This window comes from Frigoriflavimonas asaccharolytica, from assembly GCF_013294015.1.
GTDB classification, from domain to species: domain Bacteria; phylum Bacteroidota; class Bacteroidia; order Flavobacteriales; family Weeksellaceae; genus Frigoriflavimonas; species Frigoriflavimonas asaccharolytica.
On record NZ_JABSNO010000027.1, the window covers coordinates 17,347 to 39,435 of the forward strand.

General features: G+C 33.1%; 20 protein-coding genes. 13 read left to right on the forward strand and 7 right to left on the reverse strand.

The window, feature by feature from the left end; genetic code table 11:
* Nucleotides 1-46: 46 nt before the first annotated feature.
* From HNQ03_RS13865 to tssD, 6 genes are all read right to left on the reverse strand, one after another.
* Nucleotides 47-250 carry a hypothetical protein gene (locus HNQ03_RS13865; protein WP_173780295.1) on the reverse strand — a complete coding sequence of 68 codons (204 nt, stop codon included), beginning with the start codon at nucleotides 248-250 and terminating at the stop codon, nucleotides 47-49.
* Nucleotides 251-261: 11 nt separating this feature from the next.
* Complete coding sequence (locus HNQ03_RS13870) at nucleotides 262-918, reverse strand: phage baseplate assembly protein V (RefSeq protein WP_226927524.1); 657 nt, start codon at nucleotides 916-918, stop codon at nucleotides 262-264.
* A gap of 259 nt (nucleotides 919-1,177) precedes the next feature.
* Nucleotides 1,178-2,116 (reverse strand): hypothetical protein, encoded by a 939-nt coding sequence (locus HNQ03_RS13875; RefSeq protein ID WP_173780296.1) that lies wholly within the window; start codon nucleotides 2,114-2,116, stop codon nucleotides 1,178-1,180.
* Nucleotides 2,071-4,236: a hypothetical protein gene (locus HNQ03_RS13880; protein ID WP_173780297.1), complete on the reverse strand. Its 2,166-nt coding sequence runs from the start codon at nucleotides 4,234-4,236 to the stop codon at nucleotides 2,071-2,073. Before HNQ03_RS13880 ends, HNQ03_RS13875 begins: the two co-directional genes overlap by 46 nt.
* An 11-nt stretch (nucleotides 4,237-4,247) precedes the next feature.
* A complete protein-coding gene (locus tag HNQ03_RS13885; protein WP_173780298.1) occupies nucleotides 4,248-6,209 on the reverse strand; it encodes a type VI secretion system Vgr family protein in 1,962 nt (653 codons plus the stop codon).
* Nucleotides 6,210-6,462: 253 nt separating this feature from the next.
* Nucleotides 6,463-6,870 carry a type VI secretion system tube protein TssD gene (gene tssD, locus HNQ03_RS13890; protein ID WP_173780299.1) on the reverse strand — a complete coding sequence of 136 codons (408 nt, stop codon included), beginning with the start codon at nucleotides 6,868-6,870 and terminating at the stop codon, nucleotides 6,463-6,465.
* Nucleotides 6,871-7,530: 660 nt separating this feature from the next.
* On the opposite strand from tssD, the gene HNQ03_RS13895 reads away from it, so the two are divergent.
* From HNQ03_RS13895 to HNQ03_RS13905, 3 genes are all read left to right on the forward strand, one after another.
* Complete coding sequence (locus HNQ03_RS13895) at nucleotides 7,531-8,175, forward strand: SOS response-associated peptidase (RefSeq protein ID WP_173780300.1); 645 nt, start codon at nucleotides 7,531-7,533, stop codon at nucleotides 8,173-8,175.
* Between the two features lie 120 nt (nucleotides 8,176-8,295).
* Entirely contained in the window at nucleotides 8,296-8,547 is a 252-nt protein-coding gene (locus HNQ03_RS13900) for an AraC family transcriptional regulator (RefSeq protein ID WP_173780301.1), read from the forward strand.
* A gap of 783 nt (nucleotides 8,548-9,330) precedes the next feature.
* Entirely contained in the window at nucleotides 9,331-9,591 is a 261-nt protein-coding gene (locus tag HNQ03_RS13905) for a helix-turn-helix domain-containing protein (protein WP_173780302.1), read from the forward strand.
* Between the two features lie 73 nt (nucleotides 9,592-9,664).
* On the opposite strand, the gene HNQ03_RS13910 is transcribed toward HNQ03_RS13905, so the two are convergent.
* On the reverse strand, nucleotides 9,665-10,306 hold the full coding sequence (locus tag HNQ03_RS13910; protein WP_173780303.1) for a DUF6266 family protein: 642 nt from the start codon (nucleotides 10,304-10,306) through the stop codon (nucleotides 9,665-9,667).
* A gap of 585 nt (nucleotides 10,307-10,891) precedes the next feature.
* Here HNQ03_RS13910 and HNQ03_RS13915 point away from each other — a divergent pair.
* The 10 genes from HNQ03_RS13915 (at nucleotide 10,892) to HNQ03_RS13960 (ending at nucleotide 22,002) form a co-directional block, all read left to right on the forward strand.
* On the forward strand, nucleotides 10,892-13,966 hold the full coding sequence (locus tag HNQ03_RS13915) for a type I restriction endonuclease subunit R (protein ID WP_173780304.1): 3,075 nt from the start codon (nucleotides 10,892-10,894) through the stop codon (nucleotides 13,964-13,966).
* Between the two features lie 109 nt (nucleotides 13,967-14,075).
* Nucleotides 14,076-14,381: a GIY-YIG nuclease family protein gene (locus HNQ03_RS13920; RefSeq protein WP_173780305.1), complete on the forward strand. Its 306-nt coding sequence runs from the start codon at nucleotides 14,076-14,078 to the stop codon at nucleotides 14,379-14,381.
* A 291-nt stretch (nucleotides 14,382-14,672) separates the two neighbouring features.
* Nucleotides 14,673-16,292, forward strand: a complete 1,620-nt coding sequence (locus HNQ03_RS13925) for an HsdM family class I SAM-dependent methyltransferase (protein ID WP_173780306.1) — start codon at nucleotides 14,673-14,675, stop codon at nucleotides 16,290-16,292.
* Entirely contained in the window at nucleotides 16,285-17,679 is a 1,395-nt protein-coding gene (locus HNQ03_RS13930; protein WP_173780307.1) for a restriction endonuclease subunit S, read from the forward strand. Before HNQ03_RS13925 ends, HNQ03_RS13930 begins: the two co-directional genes overlap by 8 nt.
* Before the next feature lie 15 nt (nucleotides 17,680-17,694).
* Nucleotides 17,695-18,993, forward strand: coding sequence for an SIR2 family protein (locus tag HNQ03_RS13935; RefSeq protein ID WP_173780308.1), 1,299 nt, complete (start codon nucleotides 17,695-17,697; stop codon nucleotides 18,991-18,993).
* An 11-nt stretch (nucleotides 18,994-19,004) separates the two neighbouring features.
* Entirely contained in the window at nucleotides 19,005-20,084 is a 1,080-nt protein-coding gene (locus HNQ03_RS13940) for a phosphomethylpyrimidine synthase ThiC (protein WP_173780309.1), read from the forward strand.
* Nucleotides 20,085-20,158: 74 nt separating this feature from the next.
* Nucleotides 20,159-20,458 carry a hypothetical protein gene (locus HNQ03_RS13945; RefSeq protein ID WP_173780310.1) on the forward strand — a complete coding sequence of 100 codons (300 nt, stop codon included), beginning with the start codon at nucleotides 20,159-20,161 and terminating at the stop codon, nucleotides 20,456-20,458.
* A 301-nt stretch (nucleotides 20,459-20,759) separates the two neighbouring features.
* Nucleotides 20,760-21,242, forward strand: coding sequence for a hypothetical protein (locus HNQ03_RS13950; RefSeq protein ID WP_173780311.1), 483 nt, complete (start codon nucleotides 20,760-20,762; stop codon nucleotides 21,240-21,242).
* 21 nt (nucleotides 21,243-21,263) lie between these two features.
* The gene (locus tag HNQ03_RS13955; protein WP_173780312.1) at nucleotides 21,264-21,518 is read left to right on the forward strand and encodes a hypothetical protein; all 255 of its coding nucleotides are present in this window, start codon (nucleotides 21,264-21,266) and stop codon (nucleotides 21,516-21,518) included.
* Entirely contained in the window at nucleotides 21,490-22,002 is a 513-nt protein-coding gene (locus HNQ03_RS13960) for a hypothetical protein (RefSeq protein ID WP_173780313.1), read from the forward strand. Before HNQ03_RS13955 ends, HNQ03_RS13960 begins: the two co-directional genes overlap by 29 nt.
* Nucleotides 22,003-22,089: the final 87 nt, after the last annotated feature.

Here is a 22,089-nt window from a genome sequence, read left to right on the forward strand (position 1 = left end):
CTTTATAATTTGGAATTCCAAGTGGTACAAAGTCATCTTCAATTAATTATAGTTCAATATCAAAATCTGGTTCATCATTATAGGGCGTTTCAGGTGGTGTTTCTGGCTCTTCATACAAAACACCACCTTCTTTCCCAACTTGAATTATCTTTTTTGCGGAATAATTCTCAATATTTTCCTTCGAATATATTTTATAACTTTTCCCTACAATTTTTGTTACGTTTCCTTTAACTATTCGTGTTCTGCTCATTATTAAAATATTTAATAATTATTCCCTTTTTCAGCACTGCTATTTTTTACTTCTTTATCAGAATGATGCTCATAATTTTCTTTAGTTTGTACCGTTACTTTGCCTTCACTCACTTCATTCCTCTCCATCTTCGTCTCACTATGCACATCACCTTCAATCATTTCCATTAGTTTTCCTGTAATAAACATACTTGCATCGCCCATAACAGAAGTCATTTTCATAGCTCCAATATTCTGTGTAGAATTCATACCTATATTTTGACTGTTATTCATTCCAATCATTTCACTGGCATTCATTCCCACATTCGTAGTCATATTCTCACCCACATTGATATTCATATTCTTGCAATTCAGAGTCATTGTTTCTGGTGCAGTAATATTAATATTGCTTCCTGTGGTATCCAAGTGAATTTCATTTCCAGATTTATCTGTGATAATGATGCTTTCATCTTCTGTAAAAATAATGCGGTGTCCACTTCGGGTTTGGATAGATTTCACACGATTGCTCGCGCCACCACCCAAACCAACTTTCCCATGAAACATGCCACCCATTACAAAAGGACGATCCGGATGATTATGTACAAAACCAACCATCACTTGATCGCCAACTTCGGGAATTGCTACATAACCACGGTTTTGAGAAACTTGGTCTGTGCCAATTTCAATCATTGACTCCCGGTATATACGCTTAAAATGGTCTATTTCATTTGCTTTTTATAAAAAATGAAACGGTATAAGACTACAATAACTATTATGTAAAATATATTAAACGCTACTAACTCTACAAGGACTAAAAATAAACCTCCAAAACCTTCCATAACGCTACCTGGGCCTGATTTTGAAGGAGTGGAATATGCTAAATGTAAAAACAATAGGAACGTGGCAAATATTTCTAAAATGATTGCCAATAGTATAAATAAAAATTTCTTCATTTCTTTTTTGGCCTTATCATAAATAGACCACCATGGCTGAAATAGGTACCGCCATCTATCATTTTATTGTTATGATAATCTTGTTCTATAAATATAATGCTATCATTTCCACCTTCGGATGTTGGTCTTTGGTAAAAGGTGGAGAGATTTCCCAATCCATCTCCAAAACGCCGATAAACCAATGAATCTCCACCGGGAAGACCTACCCTGATAATGTAAGTTCCCAAAGTAAAGTCTTTGGGTGCGCCAATTGCATCGCTTATGGAACCTACTTTTTTTCTTGGTACATAAAATTGTTTTACATAATCTGGCGGATTAGGGTTTAATCGCATAGATATTAAACGTAGTGGTGACAGTTTTTCGGGGTAGTTTTTATTTATCCAACCATGTCGCCACCTACTCATTCTATACCATTCATTTTTATAAAAATAATAGAGATTCACACTGCTATATTTAACAATAGATGCTTTGTTATAAAATTCAATATGTTTCTTTCTGTATAACATCGTATCAGCATCTTTTGGTGGGACATCTGGAGTTATATCAATAAAATATCTTTTAATTCTATCACCATTTTCTAACCAAAAATTATATTGGTCTCCTCTATATGTAAAACTATCATTGAGATCAAACAAACTGTATCTATTCATTGAGTCTTTAAATTTTCCACCTTTATTGTACTTATAGTAAATTCCACCTGTAATAATGAATTCTTTATTTATACTGTCCCACAAAGGTTCGCTTCCTTTCACAATTTCTACCACTTGATAATTCTTCGTTTCTTTTAATTGATGAAGAAACGGAATATGTCCGTACTTATCATTTTTTTCCTTCTTCTCACAAGAGCATAATAAGATTAATATTATAATTAAAAAACTACATTTCGTATTTAATATTTTGGACCAACTGGCCATGGATTTGTTGCTTTTTCCCATTCTCTTTCTAATTTTCGTTTTTCTTTCCTTGCTTCTTCGTCCTGGCGGTTAAGTTCTAATTTTGCGATATTTACCCATTTTTCTACTTCGGTATTGAATGCTATTTTTGGGTTAATTAATCTAGTTGCTCCCAGATTTTTTACATAATTTGCTTCAAACTCCTTTTTGAATTTGAATTCATTTTGAATTTTTTTATAATCTTCTGAAATACTATCTTTTGATTTATCATTATAAATTCGATTAAAATATTTAATATCATAATCAACTCGATAAAATAATCTATCATTATCCTCGCTTGCTTTCAATATTCTGTCCCAAATAGTACGACCATTTTCCATAGGCCAATCTGGGTTTCGGGTTTTACCATCTGGTAGATTAAAGATCTCTGGGCGGTTTATATACCCTACCGGTGCAAAGTGTGCTTCCAATTCTACATGGTGCATCCACACATACCTTGCCATCATTTCCGTATGAGAATCTGCCACTTTTGCATACTCCATTGCTTTATCTGCAAATAATAGAATATTTTCTTCCTTTATATAGACTTCACCAGTTTCCCATTCTTCTTTATATTTTATTTCATAACCAACTGCTTTTTTCTTAAATATTTCATGATATTTGCAAAATTCTTCACACCAACTAGAATAGGTGGTTTTTAAGTAAGTTACATTTTCAGGGTTTTGCTTATTTACTAAAATTCTGGTATTCAGACATCCTTTGTCATAGCCAGTTATGTTTATTGTATAATCACTATTTGGTGTTAAACCACCTTTCATGCTGAATACAGTCCAATTTTTCCAACCAAATAAGGTAGAATCATCTTCACTACCATTGGCATTTGCTATTCCCGGAATGTCCCCATCAATCATCACAGTGTCTGCTCTATCATTAGAAAAAGTAAATTGCACAGCTCTTTTTTTAAGTTTGTTCCATCCGTCTGTTCCTAATATTTGTGCAGTCCATTCATCAATACCATACTTATGCTTGTTTCTATCTTGGGTATATACATGTGCTAATGCTGGTGCAAAAGGTGTTATAGCATGTTCTACTTTGGTAGCTGTATTATAAATTTCTTGTAATATTCGAGGAGAATTGCCGCCAACTTCCAAAACTTCAGTTTTAAACCATTTATAGGTGTTATAGTCAGTCATATATTTACCAACTTGTTCTCGGTTTTTATCATATTTTTCTTCAGACCATAAAGAAACTGGTTGGTGGATTCCCAATAATACTAGATTCACTGCCATTTCCTCCCAACCTCTCTCAGCGGCATAATACATTGCGCCAATACATGCACCAACAGCTACAGCAGCTCCCTCGCTATGCCCTACAAATGTAAGTGGACGATATGCTGGAGAATAGCTCTCTGCATTGGGATTTTTTTCTTTCTCCTTCTCTACTTCTTCTTTTGTTTTTAATTTCCAGTTTTTTACTGCCCAATGATATCCAAGTGTTATGGCGTGGCACTCTCTTTCCCAAGCAGGCGAACCCATACCGTGAGAACCATTTATATAACTGTCTCTTTTTTCCGCATTGAAATATGTTGTATATAAGTCTGCAGTTTCCCCAAAATTTCTATAATCATTCCAATATCCTTTAAATTTTTTGAGCGCTTCCTTATAGGATGTGTCTTTCTTCTTTATTGTAGCGCCACCGGTAATAGGAATTTTTTTCCAATCAAATCCCAAAACATATTCTTCCTGTGGCTTTCCTTCAGCTTCCAAAATATCGGAAGAATTCATAATATCTTTATCTAAATCGGATGGATGAAGATCTGAATTATCTTCTCCAGATTTGTGATGCGTATTTTCCCCATCTGATAGATACCATGGTTTTTCTTCCATTCCTACAGTTACGTTAAAAGCTGCATCTATTGCACCTCCAGTTCCACTATGGAAACCATTACAAAAAATTACTTCTCCTTTTAATATTGGTGCCTCACCATAGACTATAGGAATTTCAGGTGGTGTTTCTGGCTCTCCATACAAAACACCACCTTCTTTCCCAACTTGAATTATCTTTTTTGCAGAATAATTTTCAATATTTTCTTTCGAGTATATTTTATAGCTCTTTCCAACAATTTTTGTAACGCTTCCTTTAACTATTCGTGTTCTACTCATTATTAAAATATTTAATAATTATTCCCTTTTTCAGCACTGCTATTTTTTACTTCTTTATCAGAATGATGCTCATAATTTTCTTTAGTTTGTACCGTTACTTTGCCTTCACTCACTTCATTTCTCTCCATCTTCGTCTCACTATGCACATCACCTTCAATCATTTCCATTAGTTTTCCGGTAATAAACATACTTGCATCGCCCATCACAGAAGTCATTTTCATTGCTCCAATATTCTGCGTAGAATTCATACCTATATTTTGACTGTTATTCATTCCAATCATTTCACTGGCATTCATTCCCACATTCGTAGTCATATTCTCACCCACATTGATGTTCATATTCTTGCAATTCAGCGTCATTGTTTCCGGTGCTGTAATATTGATATTGCTTCCAGTGGTATCTAAATGTATCTCATTTCCAGATTTATCTGTGATGATAATGCTTTCATCTTCCGTGAAAATTACTTTATGTCCACTTCTCGTCATGATGGATTTCACACGATTGCTCGCGCCACCACCCAAACCAACTTTCCCATGAAACATGCCACCCATTACAAAAGGACGATCCGGATGATTATGTACAAAACCAACCATCACCTGATCGCCAACTTCTGGGATGGCAACATAACCACGGTTTTGGGAAACTTGGTCTGTTCCACCTGCATCGGGACTCATCATTCTTATGAAATCTGTCGTGTCATGCAATTGCCAATCAAATTTTACCGTGATTCTGCCTTGACCTTGCGGATCTGAGTTCGAGATTACCGTTGCCATTTGTGGTTGGGCAATTGGTTGTGTAAATTCCGGCGTTGGTAGAAAACCTGTATCACTTGCAATCGCTTTGAAAGTTCCTGCATAATGTCCCAAAGTATCCACATCATGCGTGGTTTCTACAATCATTAATCTGGTGAAATAACTCGTTTTGTTGCTGTCTTCTTTGCGCATTTCCAGATCTACCACGCAACCTGGATACAAAAATGGAATGCTCGTAGTTCCGCTCACATTCAAAACCTCCACGGCTTTGCTTCCGGCTGCACTCATTTGAGAATTCACCACATCTTTGTCTGTGGTGGCGCGGATTGGGGCTATTTGTAAAGCTGGTGTGCGGAAAATTCCGCTTTCAGAATCATTTTTTTTGTAGGCGATGCTCGCTAAATCACTTTTGTGTTTTGCGGGTGTGGTTCCAGAAGTTAGTTTTGCGTGCTGACTGCTGTTGTAGCCGTAAAATTGAGGCTTTGTATGCACGGCTTTTATTTCGATTTTAATATCGTTCACATTGCTGCCATAGACCAATTTTAAGGCTTGATTTTGTGGTGGCAATTTGCCAAAATGCAAAACTTCGCCATCATAATAAAACTGCTCGCCATACGCTTCTGCCATTCTTGCGAGGTAGTTGTAGTGCGTTTCGTTGTATTGCGCGCTGTAAATAATTTCAGAATAATCATTGGCATCTACGCGAATATCGTAGTAGCCAGCTTTGATGCCTTCTTTGATGAGTTGATTGGCAATGATGCTCATATTCACAGATTGTTTGCCGCCAAAACTTTGGGTATGTGGCGCAGCATCCAACAAAATTGTGGGACTGTAACCTGAAAGTACAATATTTCCTAAACCGCTTTGCTCCTGCGTGTAGCTCACTTCTGTGATTACTCCTACAAAAGTTCTCTCCGGACTATCTGGAATATCTTTATATTTTTGAACGATGGTAATTCTTTTACCTAAAAATTCATTGGAAGATTCCAAATTGTGATTCTCTCTGTTACCTAAAGAATCATGCGCCAAAATCATCTCAAAACGGTGGTGTTTGCTGCTATTTTGGCTTAGTTTAAAGTGTTTGTAATGTTTGATTACTTTACCTTCTATCACGATGAGTAATTTCACCAATCTATTGATCCCGAAAACCTGACTGGCAGAAATAGAACTCGCACTATTATCTGGTTGAAAAGTAGGTTTTGTGCCGTTTGCTGTTGCCATAATTTTATTTTTGATGATGAAAGATGGTTGATTGTTGATTGTGGATGGTTGATGATTGATGATTGATGATTGAATTTACTAAAGAGAAATCATAAATTCTCGAATCTCGTTTCTCAAAAATAAAGATTAAATTTTGAAAATCGATTGATAATTTTTCAAATAAACCAAAAAATCCCAACGAAACCTGCAAATCGCAACTCCATTGGGAATTTTTTAGATTAAATTAACCTTGAATTAATAAGAATTTTACTCCTTATTTCCCTGGCCAAACTCCTTCGTAAGCTGATGTACCGTAATCAATTTGCTCTGCACTTACCACGAAAGAAATCAACATATTGTCTTGGTCAATTGCGTCAAATGCTACTTCATGTTGGATTACGTATCCGTTGTTCCATTTCAAAGCGATCAAAGTTCCTTCTTCATGAGATTTATTAAAGGTAATTTCACCAGTTGTTGGTTTGTATTTTCCGTTTAATAAACTTTCTAATACGTGCGCATCTTCTGTTGCTTCAATCGTAATTTTAATTAAAGCATTACTTGGATCTGAAGCTACACGACCAGAAACGTCTGTTGATCTTGATACACTGTAGTTAAGTTTTAACACTTTTTGTTCTGATCCTCCGTTGAATTTCAAAACTCCTCTTGAATTGTTAGCTGCCATAATTTCTAAGTTTTTGTTGTTAGTTAAATTGTTTATCTGATTTGATATTTCAAAGATAAAACACATTTTCTAGAATCTTTGTAGTAGTTCTACTACAAAAATTGAAAATATTAGGCATTCTTCGCCAAAAAAATCTAAAAAGTTTGATGGAATTTATTGTAATATATTAATTTACAGATATTTGCAAAAAGTGGTGATTTGCGCAATTTGGGATTTTAGAGTTTCTAAATTTTTTTTCATCGGTTAAGAAAAAATAATGCTAATTAATTGAAAGCAAAGCTGTTATTAGATAAATATAATGTTTTTGGTCTATGTGAATTTTCGTTCATAACGGTGTTTATCCTACTAAACTTCCTACAAAATCATCCTCAAATTGCAGTAAAAGCGTAATCGCTTATTATAGAAATACAAGTTATCAATACTCATTATTCTAGCTTTTTAATTCTCAATATTCAACACGTTATCTTATTATTGATCAAAGAAAACCTTCCTTCGTCGATAGTACAAAACGAGGAGAATTATAATCGATTACGCAAAGAATAGATGCATCAAGTTTTACGGAAAATTATTAACTTCACAAGTTTAAAATGAGATAGAACGCATCAATACAAAAAGGTGTTGTGGATATCTTACTAAAAACGATTAAACTTTACTAATGCTATGTGCTACTACGTTTCCAACAATTTGACTAAGAAAGAAATCAAAGATTCTTTTGGGGTAGAAATGAATGCAGAATTCAAGGGTTCAGATTTTCTAAATGGTTTTTCTCAACCCAAAATGCCTATAATCATTGATGAAAATAGGGAAGAGGCAATCTTGGGAGATTGGGGATTAATTCCATCTTGGGCAAAAGATAGAAGTCCTCAAAAAATGACTTTAAATGCCAGAATAGATACGCTATCAGAAAAACCGAGTTTCAAAAATTCAATATCCAACAGATGCCTTGTTTTAGTCAATGGTTTTTATGAATGGAAATGGCTAGATTCCAAAGGTAAAAACAAAGAAAAATACTTCATACAATTGGATAATGGAAATCAAGCATTTGCTTTGGGAGGCATTTACAATATCTGGACAGATAAAAACACCAACGAGATCCTCACGAGTTTTTCCATCGTTACCTCCAATGCCAACGAATTGATGTCCGAAATTCACAATACAAAAGATAGAATGCCTTTGGTATTAACGCAAAAAGCCTCAGAATCTTGGTTGTCAGAAAGATCTGTAGAAGAGTTTGCTTTTCCAAATTACAATCCAGCTTTGCTAGCGATCAATCTAGATAGAGAAAAATCTGCAACTTTGTTTTAAAGCCTCAATTTCACCACTTTTTTTTAAAAAATAAAACCGTTTTGTTGAGTAGAATTTTACTTTTCAAGTTTGTGATCGTTAGCATTAAAAATAATTTAACAGCTCAATTACTAGTGAAATATGATGAAAGTAGATCAGATTGAAGTTTGCAAACCAGTAGAATCCTTAGTAAATCTTTTGATTTCCTACGGTTTTGAAATTGTCGAAAGTAAAGTAAACGATTATCACTTTCACGAATTAAAATTTACCTTAAAAGGCAGTATTTCAGATATAATAGATACGATCAAAATTGATAAAATACAAAGTTTAAACGAAGCAATATTTACCTGCAGTTGCCATTGGACGAGCATCAATTTAATAAAAAATAGGTGATGAAAATGTTTTATACAAAAATGAGCAGCATTGTCTGGTTGCGAAATTAATAATCATTAACAATTTCTAAAATAAGCCAAAAAATTTTGCATTTTTTATCTCCAAGGTGTTAATTCAAAACGCATCTATATTTAAATTTCTCAAAACGATATACAATTTCATTATAAATAGGTGATCTAAAGCAAAGAAAATTCAACTTAATAAAATAAGCAGCATTATTTTTAAGGTATAAAAATGGTTGCTTCTCAAACAATATTTTCACTTTGTAAGAAGCTCTTTTCAAGCCTTTTTTTTAGCGAGAGGTTCTATTTTATGCAATTGTACCTTCTTTTTCCAAGGTTTTGCAAGCAAAAGATTTCGGTAAATAGGGAAAATATCAATCTTTTTATTTTTCTTCCTTACACTTCTGCCTTTATTATATTTAAATTTGGATCAAGCTGTTTAATGTTCAAGCCTTTGCTAGAAGACATTTTGGTATTTTTGTTTAATTGACAATGTGTTATTCATGGGCTTTTAACATAAGTACAATAAAAAGTCTTGTATTTACCGTGCTTTGGCGCGATTGTGGAAAACTTTTAGGGCTAAAATCCCTTCAATAGGGGAAAACTTTTAGTTTACTGAAAAACAATTGTTTATTTTTGACTTCAACAAATGATGCTAATCTTCTGTTTTACAAATTTTTAGCCCAATGCAAATTATTGTATCTATCAAATTGAGTTCGGCTTTATTAAATTTAAAATTTTTAGCAGCCGTTTTATAAAAACACAAGAAGACAACAGCATCATGATGAATGACGGAAATATGGATAATAATCGACTTACTTTTAGAAAGAAACCAACGCAAGAAATAGAGGAGAAAAAGAAAACAATCCCTTTCTATTACGATAATTCTGATATGGCAAAAATGCTGAATGTTACCCCCAGAACATTGCAGCGGTGGAGAAGTAGCGGCAAATTACCCTACACCTCAATTGGCAGCAAAGTATATTACAATCCAGAGATTATAAAAAAGCTAATGGAACGCAATGATTATTCCGAAGACTAGTTTCAAAAACTAAAAAAACCGCAGTAAAAAAAATACTGCGGTTTTTTTGTGCTTGGTCAGTAGATTGATAATGCTATTGCAAGATCACCGTGCCAAGATAATAGGAATTGCAAGCAGCATCTTGTTCCACCGTTTGAAAAAATGCATACACATGCAGCGTTTTCCCTACCCAAATAGCAGGCAATACCACAGAAGCAGCACTTGCATCCCGCTGTTCTGGCCCTTCGTTTAGAGCAAACTCACCAGATTCTTCTTCATACACTGCGGTACAAAAAATATCCGTCTCCTTTGCCAATGCCTGGTTGCTGTTATCTTGCCAGGTAAAATCCAAGGTTTGCCCAGCTGCTACAGCCACCGCAAGATTTTGAAACCCAGTAAGCGTACCTTTCGTTACGATTACTTTGTCCATCATCAAAACAGCTTGTCCGTTTTGCTCTGCAATTACTTCCTTCAGCAAATAACTGGCTGCAAGGTTGACCCGAGATTTCACGCCGGCATTTTCGCCATACAAACGGCTTTGCATTTTTCGCAAAGAATTTTGAAAACGAATTGCCATTGCAAATTTCTGCCGCTGCAGCAATTGCCGAGCTGTTGGGTTGCCACCAGAAGCCTTTGGTTTGCTTCGGATGATATCCATTCCGCGCCAAGAAGCGCCTACTACCGTACCTACGGTTCCACTGAATCCACCAAGGATTCCTTTCTTAATTGTTGCCATAAAAAAAATTTAAATTGTTAACTGGGATCAAATATAGAAGCTCTTTTTATCAAATGCAAATACCTGATAGTCTGTGTACTACATCTTCCTAAACTTTCTATCTCTGTCCTTATTTAGCATAAATTTGTCTGTTTATCAGCTTGCAAATCTTGTCATTTCAGCGCATTTCTTTTGGCGGCATTGCTTGTCTATTTTCATCTTTACAATTCCCTTGGCATCCTATTTTTGTGGCGCTGGTCTGTTGTTGTCTTCGTTGGTCTAGCTTAGGTTTCTATTTTCCAGCGGTGGCGCTTTTTGTCTATGGATGTCCAGCTTTGTCTGCTTTCACCCTTTAAAATTTTAGGCTTTGTTTCGGGATTCTTCGATAGATCTTCGGGTTTCTCCCCAAACAATGGGGTTTTTGGAAAGGATTGTCGAAGCAATCTCGAACGAAGGTGGGAGGAAGGTGGTGGGATTAGGAAAGCTATTTTATTGAAAATTTCACTTTATTTACTGTTTTTACGGGAAACCGTAATGCTTGTTTTTTTTATTGTTGTAAATTGGCTCTATCAAATATTGAATTTTAAAACATTAGTCGCACATTGAATGAAATTTACTGAAGATTCCCGTGTCAAAATCCCTGCGCTTTTGCATTTGATGAAGTTGGGGTATGAATATATTTCGCTGAAAGATCAGAATAGGATAGAGGAGAATAATATTTTTCCTTCAATTTTTTTGCATCAAATTTGTAGAATAAATGGCATTGAAGAAGATGAGGCCAAACGTCTATTGGATGAAATCAATTTAGAATTAGATTATGAAGATCTCGGTAAAACCTTTTATGAAAGATTGGTTTCAACTTCAGGTATAAAATTAATCGATTTTGAGAATTTCAGTAATAATAAATTTCATGTTACTACAGAACTCACCTGCAAATCTGGTGATGAAGAATTTCGTCCAGACATTACCATTTTAATTAATGGTTTACCGCTTGCTTTTATTGAGGTTAAGAAACCGCATAATAAAGAAGGAGTTATTGCGGAGAGAAATAGAATTAATACAAGATTTAAAAATAAAAATTTCCGCAGATTTGTAAATATTTCGCAACTTCTTATTTTTTCCAATAATATGGAATATGAGGATGGAATTGTAGATCCTATATTTGGTGCATTTTACGGAACGCCTTCTTACGATGAAGTAAATTTCAATTATTTTAGAGAAGATTTAGAATATCCAGTCACTCAAACTTTAAAGATTTTATCAGAGGAAACAGAGAATTTGGTTTTGAAGGATAATAATATTTTGGTCATCAAACACAATCCAGAATTTATTGTAAATAAACAAATTGATACGCCAACCAATAGAATTTTAACTTCACTTCTAAGTAAAGAAAGGTTGCAATTTATTTTGCAATATGCGATTGCTTATGTGCAAGAAGATCAAGTAGGAAAAGTGAAATACCAAAAGCATATTATGCGTTATCCGCAGATATTTGCTACCATTGCTATCGCTACAAAATTAGAACAAGGTCAGAACAAAGGAATTATTTGGCATACACAAGGTTCGGGAAAAACCGCCCTGGCTTATTTTAATGTTAAACATTTAACAGATTATTTTGCTAAAAAGCAGATCATCCCTAAATTCTATTTCATTGTAGATCGTTTGGATTTATTAATTCAAGCATCGGGCGAATTTTCTAATCGAGGTTTAAAGGTGAATAAAGTAAATTCCCGACAAGATTTTGTAAAGGATTTAAAAATTGTTGGCGCACTTCACAATGATAGTGGTGTACCAGAAATTACAGTGGTTAATATCCAGAAATTTAGCGAAGATGCCACTTCTACTGAACGATTAGATTATGATATTAATACACAGCGTGTTTTCTTTTTAGATGAAGCACACCGAAGTTATAATCCGAAAGGAAACTATTTAGCCAATCTCATTAATTCTGATAGAAATGCCGTTATCATTGCATTAACGGGAACACCATTACTGCGTGAAGTTGCAAAAGATTACGATTCCAAAATGCTTTTTGGAAATTATTTTCATAAATATTATTATAACAGTTCTATTGCAGATGGCTATACTTTACGCTTAATTCGGGAAGAAATTGAAGGAAGTTTCAAATTTCAGATGAAGGAAGTGATGAATAAAATTAAAGTGCTGAAAGGTGATGTTACTGCAAAAGAAATTTATGCAGATCCTAAATTTGCAGAACCACTTTTAGACTATATTACCAAAGATTTAATTCAGTTCAGGCGAGATAATCAAGATACTTCTTTAGGTGGAATGGTCGTTTGTGATTCTGCGCCACAAGCAAAAGAATTATTCCGCTTGTTTGAAGAGCAATATGGCGAACAGGAAACCGATGCAAGTTTGCTGATGGTTGCAGAATCTCGACCGAAATATGGCAAAGACGAAAAACCAAAATTAACGGCAGCACTCATTCTTCACGATGAAAATGATAAAACAATACGCAAAGATTTGATTAGTGCTTACAAAAAATCAAAGGTAGATTTGCTTTTTGTTTACAATATGTTGCTCACTGGTTTTGATTCTAAAAGGTTAAAAAAATTATATTTAGCCAGAGTTATTCAAGATCATAATTTACTGCAAACTTTAACGCGGGTTAATCGTCCGTACAAAGATTACAAATACGGTTATGTGGTAGATTTCGCAGATATTTCTAAAGCATTTGACCGCACCAACAAAATGTATTTTGATGAATTACAGAATCAGTTGGGCAATGAGATGGAAATGTATTCTTACCTTTTTAAAACCGAGCAGGAAATAAAAGACGAATTAAAAGAAATTAAAGAAACCTTATTTCATTACAATACAGAAAATAGAGAACTTTTCTCGCAGCAGATTGAGCAATTAACAGATAAAACAGAACTTTTACGTTTAATAAAAGCCTTAAGAACTGCAAAAGAACTCAAAAACATTATTGCGGTAAATGGCTATGATGCATTGCATGGAATTGAAGATTTTAATGTGCTAAATGGTTTATTGCTTATTGCTCAAAATCGGGTAGATAATCTCAATTTTGTAGAAAGTATTGGCAATGCAGAAAATTCTAAAAACCTATTGAATACGGCTTTAGAAGATATTATTTTTCAATTTATAAAAATTGATGAAAGCGAACTTGTTCTTGCAGATGAATTTAAAAATATTTTAAGAAAAGCCAGAGAATCTTTACAACATAATTTTGATCAAAAGGATTTGCACTTTGTAACTCTGCGTGAAGAACTGGAACGGCTTTTTAAAAAGAAAAATTTGAGCGAAGTTACCCAAGAAGATATGATAGCAAATATGCATTTGTTGCAAAAAATCTACGATAAAGCCAAAGAACTCAACCGCAAAAATGCTTTACTAAAAGCCAAATATGAAAACGACGAAAAATATTCTCGTATTCACAAACGATTGACCGAGAAGCAAACTTTAAATGCTAAAGAATCGCAACTTCATCGTGCGTTGATGCAAGTGAAAAATCAGGTGGATGAAAAACTGATCAATCAAGATGATTTGCGAAATAATGAGGCGTATTTTAAACGCTATCTGATGCAGTTGGTGGTAAAAGAATTTAAAACCAATGAAAATATTCCGTTGGATTATCCTACCACAGAAACCATTAATAATCTGATTGCAACGGAATATTTGCAACAATATCAATATCAATAAGACTTCGGCTGCGCTCAGTCACCAAAGTATCCACGGAGGCTGAGCGAAGTCGAAGCAATAGAACGGGACTTCGGCTGCGCTCAGTCACCGTAAGAAAAATGAATAATAAATGAAAGGCTATACATACATATTGCTATGCTCTGATGGTTCTTATTACACAGGAAGCACCATAGATCTGGATACACGACTTCAGCAACACCAAGCTGGTGAAGGTGCTAACCATACAAGAAAGCACTTGCCTGTAAAATTGATTTATTACGAGGAATATCCAAGAATTGATGAAGCTTTTTTTAGAGAAAAACAAATTCAAGGATGGAGTAGAAAAAAGAAAGAAGCATTGATGAATGGCTGGGATGAAGAATTAAAGAAAGCAGCAGAGTGCATGAATGAATCTCATTATAAAAATAAAAAGTGACCTCGACTGCGATGCCTTCGACTGCGCTCAGTCACCGCGGCGAAAAATGGAAAGTCTTCTACTGGTAGCTGAGCGAAGCCTAAGCCAGAGAATGTGCCTTCGACTGCGCTCAGTCACCGCGGCGAAAAATGGAAAGTCTTCTATTGGTGGCTGAGCGAAGCCGAAGCCAAAGGAACTTCGACTGCGCTCAGTCACCGCAGCGAAAAATGGAAAGTCTTCTACTGGTAGCTGAGCGTAGTCGAAGCCAGCAGAAGCCGGATATGATAAATATAATTAAATATAAAAATATAAATGACAGACGATATTAATTTCATCACCAAAACCAAACAATTAATTGATGGTTTAAAAAGTGTTTGCGCCAACTACGGTTTGGGAAATGATGGCAACGAATTTAAAATCATCACCCAGGTTTTTCTTTACAAATTCTTGAATGATAAATTTCGATATGCCGTAAAATTAGAAAAACCTTCATTGGTAAACGATGAAAAGAATTTTTCTCAGGCATTGAAAGATTTGCCAGAAGGAGAATATCAATTTTTGTTGGCTTCATTAGATCCCAATATTCCAAGATTGCAGCCAGAACATTTGATGTCGCATTTGCACGGTGCACAAAACAGTGGCGACTTTGCAAAATTATTTGATGATACACTTCGGCAAATAAGTATAGAAAATGCAGATGTATTTTCTGTAAAATCTTCTACCGGAGCAAAAGATATTTTGTTTGATGAATTAAGCAACTTTATTTCCGACAGTTCGCAACGCGATGCTTTTTGTAAAGCGTTGATCAACAAATTATTTGAATTTAGTTTTGAAGAAATGTTTAAGCAGAAATATGATTTTTTTGCGACTATTTTCGAATATTTAATTAAAGATTACAATACCGATTCTGGTGGAAAATATGCAGAATATTACACACCACACGCAGTTGCGAGAATAATGGCGAAGATTATGGTGCCAAATCCGGTGAAAGGCGTGAAATGCTATGATCCAAGTGCAGGTTCGGGAACATTGTTGATGAGTCTTGCCCACGAAATTGGCGAAGAAAATTGCACCATTTATTCCGAAGATATTTCCCAGAAATCCAGCAATATGTTGAGGTTGAATTTGGTGTTGAACAATCTCACGCATTCTATCCCAAATATCATTAAAACCAATACCATTGCGCAACCGTCTTATTTAGATTCAAAGTTTGATTACATTGTTTCTAATCCGCCTTTTAAGTTAGATTTTTCAGATTTTCACGGAGATTTGGGGAAAGATATATTTAAACAAAGATTTTTTGCGGGAATTCCTAAAATCAAAGCAAAAGATAAAGATAAAATGGAGATTTATCTATTGTTCATTCAGCATATTATGCATACTTTAAGTGAAAACGGAAAAGCAGCTATTGTTGTTCCCACCGGATTTATCACTGCGCAGAAGGGAATTGAAAAAAAGATCCGCGAAAGATTGATTACCAATGGTTGGCTGCGTGGTGTGGTAAGTATGCCAAGTAATATTTTTGCAAGCACTGGAACTAATGTTTCTGTTCTGTTTTTAGACAAGAAAACCGACAACCAACATATAGTTTTGATGGATGCTTCTAAATTGGGCGATACCATAAAAGAAGGCAAAAACCAACGAACAGTTTTAAGCACAGCGGAAGAAGATAAAATTATTTCTACATTTAATCAAAAGGAAGCGATAGAAGATTTGTCTGTTGTGGTAAGTAAAGAAGAGATTGAAGCCAAGAATTATTCTTTTTCTGCAGGGCAATATTTTGAAGTGAAAATTGAATATATAGAAATAACAGCGGAAGAATTTGGAAATAAAATGCAGACTTTTGAAAATAATTTGGCAGGTCTTTTTGCAGAAGGAAATACGCTTGATCAAAAAATTCAGAAACAATTAAAAGGATTATTGTATGAATAATGCTAAATTAACTATTGCAGAGGTTTGTCAATTTATTGGAGGTAATCAGCCACCAAAATCAACATTTTCTAATATAAAATTGACAAATTATGTGCGGTTGGTACAGACTCGTGATTTTAAAACAAATGCATTTCCGACTTACATTCATGAGAATTCAACTACAAAATTTTTTGTAAAAGATGATATAATGATTGGAAGATATGGGCCGCCAATTTTTCAAATCTTTAGAGGAATGGAAGGTGCTTACAATGTAGCCCTACTTAAAGCTAAACCACTAAATAATATATTAAACGATTATTTATATTATTTTTTAAAACAAGATGAAGTATTTAAATATGTAGATAAATTATCGGCAAGAACTGGCGGACAAACTGGAGTCGATCTTATTTCTCTGTATAAGTATCCTATTACTTTACCTACAATAGAAAACCAACTCAAAATCGCTGCTGTACTGTCTGCTTTAGACGATAAGATTGAGTTGAATAATAAAATCAATATTGAATTAGAGCAAATGGCAAAAACGCTTTATGATTATTGGTTTGTGCAGTTTGATTTCCCCTTCGACTTCGCTCAGGGTAAACCTTTCGACTACGCTCAGGGAACACAAAATCAAAACGGAACGGTAGCCGAGCGTAGTCAATTGGTAGCCGAGCGTAGTCGATTGGTAGCCGAGCGTAGTCGAGGCTACAAATCTTCTGGCGGAGAAATGGTTTATAATGCAGTTTTGAAAAGAGAGATTCCGAAAGGGTGGGAAGTGAAAAAGATATCAGAAATAGCACAGACTGGCTCTGGTGGAACGCCAAAATCTACAACAAAAGAATATTATGAGAATGGTAAAATTCCTTGGGTTAATAGCGGCGAACTTAATAGTCCCTTTATTATTTCCACTAAAAACTTCATAACTGAAGCTGCACTGAAAAACTCAAGCGCTAAATATTTTCCAGCAAATACAATATTAATGGCAATGTATGGAGCAACAGCAGGAAAAACAAGTATCATTTCCTTTGAAGCAACAACAAATCAAGCAGTCTGTGCAGTTATGCCAAAAGAAAAAGAATTTTTTCACTATACAAAATTTGTTTTAGATGACATGTACCAATATTTAATAAACTTAAGTACAGGTTCTGCAAGAGATAATCTTTCACAAGATAAAATCAAAAATCTAGATGTAATAATTCCAGATAATGAAATTTTAAAAAAGTATTCTAATCAAGTGGTTACATCATTTGAAAAAATAAAAAACAATCTCAAACAAAACCAAGAACTCGCTTCATTGCGGGATTGGCTATTACCGATGTTGATGAATGGGCAGGTGAAAGTTGGTGAAAGTGATGGTGAGGTTTTGGGTTTGGTTGCGGAGGAGAGAGGGGTATATAAAAAAGTTTAATAAATTCAAAGTATAATGACACAAGACGAATTCACAGATGTATTTTCTCATTCACTCTATAACAATAAAGGAGTATACTTTATTGGTTCAGGTATTTCAGTCCCTTCAGGTTTACCCGATTGGAAAGGTTTGATCGAAAAATTTGTGAAAGAAATTGGCATTGACAAAGTTGAAGATACAGATGATTTACCTTCGTTAGCGCAATATTATGTGAATAAGAAATCTAAAAAAGATCTGTATGGCGCTATCAATGATGACTTTTCGAATAAAAAGCCGAATCATTATCATGATATATTTAAAATTACTAATATTAAAACAATCTGGACAACCAATTATGATGATTTACTTGAAAAAACATTCAGAAATAATTACGAACTGAAAATATCTGATAAAGAGGTTTTTACTTTTGTTGAAGCGAAAGATAAAATCGAAATTATAAAAATTCATGGCAGTATAAAGCGAAATATAAAAGACATCGTTATAACTCAATCGGATTACGAGGATTTTTTCATTCGTAAACCAACGATAGTACAACGACTTAAAGTTGACTTGCTTCAGAATTCTTTTGTTTTTATGGGCTATAATTACGGAGATCCAAACATTCAAAATATTTTAACAGAAGTACGACGTTTAAAGTCAGATAAAAACAAGATAAAACATTACATATTATTAAAAGATAAAAGTGATCAAAAATTTAAGTTGTGGTGCAATAATTTAGAACGATATAATATTTTTCCGGTACTTTATAAGGATCATGACGATTTTTCTACACTGCTTAAAAAAATTGCTTTAAAATCTAGAGGCAATAGCGTTTTTATAACAGGAAGCCATACACATGAAAAAATTGATGACTTAAAATTGTTGATAAAATATATTGTCAAAGGTAATTTAATTCTTATTGATGGTCAATCACAAGGTATTATGAGAACTGTTGTATCCAAATTTACTACTCGCTGTATAAAAAAAAAAATAGATTATCAAAATAGGATAAAATATTTTCCTAATCCTTACGCTGCAAATTCAAAGTTTGCAAATGATTCTAGTCTATTACCACAACTAAAAAATTTTAGAAAACCGTTAATGAAAGCATCGCAGGTTGTTGTAGCATTTGACGGAGGTATGGGAACTTGTGCGGAAATTAAGGTAGCTCAGGAAATGGGCTGCGTGGTTATCCCATTCTTCAAAAATAAAAAATCCAAAACATGGAAATTGATTGATAAAATTGATAGTTTGGATTCTGCATATGATATGAAATTAAAGGCAGGAAAGATTGAGATGTTAGATTTGATAAACATTTTGAATAAACAATTTTAATCGATAAAAAATTGAACCGAACAGCTAATTTAAAATTCAAAAATGGTGTAACAAAGGTAGGTAGAGATCATAAAACTATCGTTTCAGTTCTTACAGGTTGTACCTCTCAAAAAGATATTGGTAAACAGATAAAAAAACTCGAGACAATAATGAATTTGGAAGAGTTTTACCAACCTGAGATTATTTCCGATTTAAGTCTTTATTCTTCAAAAAATCAATTGTATAAAGAAATTATAAATAGTTTTGAGAATACGGTTGTTAGTACTTTACCAATTTATCAAGTAAAGATTTTAAACGATTCAATTTCGAAGATCGGGCTATTAGAAAAAGTCGAGGAGCAATTAGAAGCGGGTGTTGGATTTATTACAATTCACCCAACACCCACTTCAAATCTAATTGAATTATCAAGAAGCCGTCTTGTTCCAATTACTTCAAGAGGTGGAGCAATAGTCGTTAAAGATTTGTTAAAAAGAAAGCCTGTTGAAAATATTTATATTGAAATTTTAGATGAAATTATTAAACTATGTCTAAAACATAGTGCAACTATAAGTATAGGAGCTTCCTTCCGCTCTGCAAATATTTTTGATAGTTTAGATGCTTGCCAAATTGAAGAATTTAGAATTCAAAAAAAGATAGGAGAATACATCTCTGAAAAAGGTGTTTGTGTCATAATTGAAGGTCCAGGTCATAGTAGGATAGAAACCTTAAAAAAAGTTTCTAAATATTATAATGAAATGAATTTTCCTATTATGCCTTTAGGTCCAATACCTACCGATATTGCGATTGGACAGGATCACATTTCAAGTGTAATTGGCGCCTCAATTCTCGGAATGTTAGGTTGTGTAGATATTATTACATCGGTAACGAGAGAAGAACATACAGGGAAGATTCCCTCTACAGAATCATCCGTTGAAGCAATAAAAGCTTCAAAAATTGCAGCTCACATTCTAAATATCGATAAGGTTAATGATGCCTCATATGATAAGATGATTGTTGAAAATAGAGTAGATAATCAAACTTGTATCTACGATAAAAACACTGCTGGTTGTAGCAGGTGTTCTCATGTCTGTCCTTTAAAAATAATTTATTAAAAAATGAATCAATATTAAATCAATACATATAATGCCAAATATCGAAAAATACTTCCTAATCAAAAATGATAAACATGACCAACTTAAAACTTTCTACAAAAAATCCACAGCAGCTAAAAAATGATATCAATGATAAAATTAATTCAAATGAAATTACAACATGGGAATATGACGCTACAAAAAAATTGATTTCTCACAAAGGAGATCAATATCGAAATCAATTTTATTTTGAATATAAAATAGATGATCCAAAGGGTATTTTAGAATTCGTATTCCATAGTGGTGGAAGTGATTTTGCAAATTTGAGAGCATATCAACTTCTAGAAAGAATGCTACTTTCCCATTTTTCACATCAAATCGAAATAATTAAATAAAAATTAATTTCAAAGTATTTTATTTGGTGGTATTACATGATAGGAGAAAGTTTGTAAAAGTGATAAAGAATTTTAAGATATTATTGATCTTCCATATAAATTCTCTATCAATTATCTTAATATTCTCTAAGAAAAAAAGTTTCCTAATTTAGATATTTCGAAAGAAGAACAGTATCGCTTGATTTTCGGAATTGAATTAAATAATGAAAACTACCATAAAAGAATCTTTAGTAAGTTTAAAAATGATATTATTAATGAGCTTATTTCAATAAAATAATATTTATCCAATATAAAATATACGATGGAAGAATTTCTAAATGTCACAAAGAGTTTTGGAGCAATAATTTTAGCAATTGTTGCTTCGTGGTTGGCTTATCGTCATAATAAATTGACAAGGGAATTGAGCAATGATAATTTGCAAAAGCAACTTTTTATTGAGTTTAATAGCAGATATGACAAACTTAATGATCTTTTGCAATTTGTAATAAATTTATCTGCGGAAGAAGAAGAACAATTTAATAATGCTGCAAACAATGAAAAGTTTGGAGAATTTACCAAAGCTTTTATTACATTTAAAATCAATGATTATTTTAATCTCTGTTCAGAAGAGTATTATTGGTATTCTAAAAGACGAATAGATGAACGTATTTGGAGTTCTTGGAAAAAGGGGATGAATGATATATTTAGTAGCAGTGTATTAATACAAAACCAATGGCATGATGAGATTAAAAATGAAGGTTGGAAGTCTTTTTATTTAGATAAGCCGAAGCGGTTGTTTGTGTAAAAAAATTATATATAAAATAATATGAATTATAAAGAAGAATTTCCAGCTGACATAAATATATTGATTCAAAAATGTGAATCTACTATATTAGAAATAGAAAAGCGATTTTTAAATTCAAATTGTCTCATTGTAAAAGAGTTGTACCACTCTGAAAAAAATAAAAGACAAATAGATTTTCTAAAAAAACTACAAATCACCTGTAATAATAAATTAAATAGTGAAAACAAAAACGAATTGAAAGGATTTAATGAGTTTTTATATAAAAAATGGAGATGAAATTTTTTTACGCTACACAATTAAAAAAGAAGTTATTAAAGATCAAGTTGAAAAGGATGTTTTGTATGAATTATTAGATAGAAAATTATTTAAAAGAGTTTACCAAGCAAAAATTATTCTTACTACAGCGCCTTTTAATGAATTTGAGCAAATAGAAATAATAAAAAAATCTGTTGACGTAAAGTTAAAAACACTTATTTCTCAAGATATTTATGCGACAGCAGATATTTATCAAAATAAAACATTTAAAGATTCAGATTTAAAATGTTTACTAATTGCACAAAAAAATAAAGAAGAATATAAATTTGATGCGAAGTGGGAAAATGTAAATAAAGAATTCTCTTTAATGAATATGAATGTCGTTATGGTTAGAATTTACTTACGAAGAACATTTATAAATTCTAAAGATTTTGAAGAAAAAAGAAAATTAATTTTGGATACAGTTTCTAAAGAAATTTCTGAATTAGAAACTTATACAAATTAATTCTAATTATTAATTTATAATTGAAAAAAAATATTTCATTACTTTAAGTATGATTTTTAATTAAAAATGACTCATTAATATTTTGTA